The following is a 3,899-nucleotide window of genomic DNA, read 5'->3' on the forward strand; positions in this document are numbered from 1 at the left end:
GGGCCCCATGTGCGGCCGTTGATCTACCGGCTGCGCGCCAAGTTATTCGGCATCAAAAGACCCCGCACAGGTCCGTCAGGGCTCCAGGCGTCCCATTGTGGAACGAATTCACGGGTCAGTGATTAACAAGAAGTCGGTCGGTTCCTTCGGGAATGTAGCCGTCTCAGTGGCAACCTAAGGCCCGTCGCTTACGCTCATTAGCTGCGGCGGGCTTTTATTAGTTACGCCTAAGGTTCTGATGTCAGTCGCCGAACGGTGGCGATCCAGACCTGCCCCTCTGCCAACGGGGCAAAGGCTCGGCCTGTGCGCCCATGGTCCCCTCGATACCCCCGGCCCCCGATATCTAGGCTGCATCGTGCCGCGCTGCCTTTTCCAGCAAGCGCGATAGATGCAGTTCGTGAAGCTCTTGCATGCTTTCAAGAAGGTCCAGGAATTCAAGCGCCTTGGCAGTCGGCATTTCGAGGCGATGTAGTTCGACTATCCGCTCTCGTTGCAGGGCAACGTGCCGTCTGCCGAGGCTGACGTGCCCTCGCACCATCTCGATGTCATCAGCAAGCGTCATTAGCCAGAACGGCGGGGCAGGCGTGACGTTCCCATCGGCATCAGCAGCGACGAACTGGAAGAGGACACAGGGCCGGGCATCGGCCGCATTCGGTGGACGTGCGCGCCTTCAATTATGATGCGGTCGATTTCGCTTCAGCATTTTGGCTTCGCGAACGAGCGAGTTCCAGCTCGGGCCGAGCATGGCAATGAGTTCTCGGGCCTGCAACTCGGTTATGCCGATCTCTCGGACAAGCCTTTGGAGCAGGCTGTCCTCTGTCGGGTGCTGACCGTCGTCTACCATCGTTGGCGCTCCAAAAAGGCCAACAACGATTACCATTTGATGGTGGTTCCCCGCTAAAGCATTAATTTTTTGGCCTCGTGCGCCTGAGGGGATGTCGGACGAGGTCCAGGGGAAGGCCGAGCGCCGCAGCGGAACTTTTTTACGATCGCGCCGTGTCACCGAATCGGACGTCCACCTGGAATATTCCAACAGGAACTCCCTTAGACCTCGGTGATCGTGTCGAGACCGAGCCGCATGATCTGACATTGGGCAAAGTTGAAGGCAGCGATCCCTGAAGGAACGAGTGATGGTGCCTATACCGGCTTCCTCTACCACGACGCGCCATCCATCCCTGGTGTCAGTTATTGAGACCGCTTTCCGGGTGATAAGGGGGCTTAACCGGTGCGGGTCAACCAACGGCCTGGTTTCACGCAATTTTTTGACGGGAACGGTCGATGGCTTCCCTTGTCTTGGCGATCAGCCCAAAGTCGTTGTTAGATTGGGGTGTGCGCAGGAAGAGATTGACAGGGTCATTGGACATAGCCGCCTCGGGTTCAGTTCCCATTTTAGCAAATGGGCTTGTGAAGACATGATTGCTGGACAGGCAAGAGCCCGCTCGCCTGAGGGAGTCGAACGGGCTCCGGGGCGAATGCCCCCGCACGGCGCAGTGAACCTTGGCCGGGGCCACGCCGCGACACCCAACGGGATGGTTGATGGAATTGTTCCCTTCCGCCGATGCGACTGAAGTCGCACAGGGAACTGGTCTCGATGCTGAAACAAACCGCCCAGTGCTTAGTTGGTCGATGCCGGCGAGCGTGAGTCCCTTCCTTGCCGGCAGCGAGAGAGTGCCCGCCATCCTTTGCGTGGGATGACGGGCATCTGTTCTCGGGCATAAGGAGAGCCCGCTCGGCCTGGCAGTCGAACGGGCTCCGAGGGGAGGCGCTTTCCCACGCGGTGTAGCTTGCGGCCCAGCCATAACAGCCGCCAGAACACTCGCCGTGACGCCCAAACCAAGTGACAGGTAAAAGGTTCCATTAGCATCTGCTTGATGAACTTATTTGCCCGTTCCTTCTTCGAAGTCCTGCAGGGTCGCATGCCGTAGCGTGTGCTCGCCGCAGGAACTTCACCCGGCCGGTAATGCCAGGCCGCACCCACTCGACATCGTCGGCGAAGGCGCTAGGCACAGGCTGCGCTGGTTTGGACGCCTTGGCCTCTTGAACATGGGAAATTCGTGTGGGACCAGTGGCGCACCCGACAAGATTCGAACTTGTGACCTCTGCCTTCGGAGGACAATGGTCATATCGTCTGTATTTCAGTCACACGGAACCGTTCGCCTACACGCTTGCACTGGACGATAATGTCGACGGACAGCCTGAGAAGGCTGCGGATGTCGTCCTGCTCAAGGTTGCGGCCACCCTCGGATTCCTTGATCAACAGAGCCGATTGTTCGATGGCCAGCTTCGCCGAGTGGGCGTGCACGGTCGTGATCGACCCTGGGTGGCCGGAGTTCACGTTTCGGATGTAATAGAACGCGCTTCCGTCGCGGAGTTCCTGAAGCAGGATTCGATCCGGGCGCATGCGAAGGCATGCTTCGAGCAGTTCTTTCGGTCCGGCTAGCGACAGCCCCTGCCCTCCTTTGGAGTAAAAGAGGCGAACGTGGTTATGCTGCGGGATGACCAGTTCAGGTGTGTCCTCGATGGAGATAATGCGCTCTTGCTCGGGAATGTGCCGGATCAACGCTTTTGACAGCGTCGTCTTTGCCGACCCTGTCGCCCCCGAGATGATGATGTTTTTCCTCGCTATCACCGCCTCGCGCAGGAAGTCTTTGTAGCGGCCTTCCTCATAAAGGGCTTTCAGCCTCTGGTCGCTTGCGGCGTCTCCCTGCCCCGTGGCCTTGACTTCGCTGAAGAACCCACTTCCTTCCAGATCATCGAGAGTAAGGTTCAATGACGAGGGTTTTCGGATTGTGAGGCTCACCGTCTCTTTCGTAGTCGCTGGCGGGATGACGATCTGGATGCGCTCGTCGCCAGGAAGCGTCGCGGAGAGGATTGGTCGCCTCTCGTCGATCGCCTGATTGGAGAAAGTCGCCACCGCGCGGGCTAGACGCATCAGCTTCTCGAAGGTCAATTCCGGCATGTCATGGGTGCGCCATCCATCGGTACCCTCCGTCAGCATCTGACCAGGCCGATTCACGATCACCTCGTAGAGAGACCCATTGGTCAGGAAGGGCGCCAATGGTGAGAGGAGCTCGCGAACGACTGCCGCGTCGGTTCCCTCGGCCATAGCCCCCTGCCCTACTTCGTCACGAGCGTCGTCCGCGGACTGAAGTCGCCGAGCACCGCGCGGTCGAAGATGCGGTTCCGGGGCTCCGTTATCCGAAGACTGTAGACCCGGGAAAAGTCGAGATCGCGCGCCACGAAAATCGAGACGAGTTCGCCTTGGTGCTTGTTGAGTGTTGGTGGAATGTTGATCGACTGCTCGACGGCAATGGCCGCGGCCTGCTGGCCTGCGCTCGCCGTATCTTGAGCGTCCACATCACTGTCTTGCAGGCGGCTGCTGGCGTAGCTGGTCGCATCACCGACGACCGAAAGAAGCAGTGCGCTGCCGAACCGCTCCCACCAATGGGTGTCGACGTGGCCGTCGACGCCGGCGCGGCCGAGCGCGTCCGTCGCCGGCGATGCGAGTGTGACGATCACGCCTTTTGGGGTCTTTGCCCGATTCCAAAGAACGAAGAGACGTTTCTGCCCGCGCTGAAGGCCACCACGGTATTCGCCGACGACTTGGGTGCCTTTCTCCATCAGCACGACCCGTCCATTGTCCGAGAGGACGTCGCGGTTGATCACACAGCTTGCGAAACCAGGCTGATCCGACGCCATGGCGGTCTCCAGGACGCAAGGTATCGAGGTCCCCATGGCGACGATGTAATTCCGGTTGCCGAGCGTGCCGGCGCGCGAGCCCTCGAGCCGGGTCGGCCGCAGCAGGCCGTCAAACCGCTGTTCGTCAGTGTTGACCGCGTTCTGTCCCATCATGTTTCCGCCGAGCGGCAGGCAGTTGCCCTCCGCCGATGTGGCGGCGC

The 3,899-nt window shown here is 59.9% G+C and carries 4 protein-coding genes and 1 tRNA gene; 1 reads left to right on the forward strand and 4 read right to left on the reverse strand.

What is annotated here, in order from left to right; genetic code table 11:
* Positions 1-343 precede the first annotated feature (343 nt).
* Positions 344-562 (reverse strand): hypothetical protein, encoded by a 219-nt coding sequence (locus tag EOA75_RS30095; RefSeq protein WP_127325854.1) that lies wholly within the window; start codon positions 560-562, stop codon positions 344-346.
* Positions 563-676: 114 nt separating this feature from the next.
* On the opposite strand from EOA75_RS30095, the gene EOA75_RS34275 reads away from it, so the two are divergent.
* Positions 677-901 (forward strand): hypothetical protein, encoded by a 225-nt coding sequence (locus EOA75_RS34275; RefSeq protein ID WP_164747669.1) that lies wholly within the window; start codon positions 677-679, stop codon positions 899-901.
* Positions 902-2,066: 1,165 nt separating this feature from the next.
* Here EOA75_RS34275 and EOA75_RS34280 read toward each other — a convergent pair.
* The 3 genes from EOA75_RS34280 to virB10 all read right to left on the reverse strand — a co-directional run.
* Positions 2,067-2,161: transfer RNA gene (locus EOA75_RS34280), tRNA-Arg, on the reverse strand.
* A complete protein-coding gene (gene virB11 / locus EOA75_RS30105; protein WP_127325856.1) occupies positions 2,120-3,106 on the reverse strand; it encodes a P-type DNA transfer ATPase VirB11 in 987 nt (328 codons plus the stop codon). Before virB11 ends, EOA75_RS34280 begins: the two co-directional genes overlap by 42 nt.
* Before the next feature lie 11 nt (positions 3,107-3,117).
* Positions 3,118-3,899 (reverse strand): type IV secretion system protein VirB10 (gene virB10, locus EOA75_RS30110; protein WP_164747670.1); only part of this gene is annotated, 782 nt, incomplete at its 5' end.

This window comes from Mesorhizobium sp. M1A.F.Ca.IN.022.07.1.1 (genome assembly GCF_003997575.1).
Taxonomy (GTDB): domain Bacteria; phylum Pseudomonadota; class Alphaproteobacteria; order Rhizobiales; family Rhizobiaceae; genus Mesorhizobium.

Bases quoted from the DNA above. Each gene is read 5' to 3' on its own strand.
- EOA75_RS34275 (WP_164747669.1), top strand. From the start codon at position 677: ATGATGCGGTCGATTTCGCTTCAGCATTTTGGCTTCGCGAACGAGCGA.
- EOA75_RS30095 (WP_127325854.1), bottom strand. From the start codon at position 562: ATGACGCTTGCTGATGACATCGAGATGGTGCGAGGGCACGTCAGCCTC.
- virB11 (WP_127325856.1), bottom strand. From the start codon at position 3,106: ATGGCCGAGGGAACCGACGCGGCAGTCGTTCGCGAGCTCCTCTCACCA.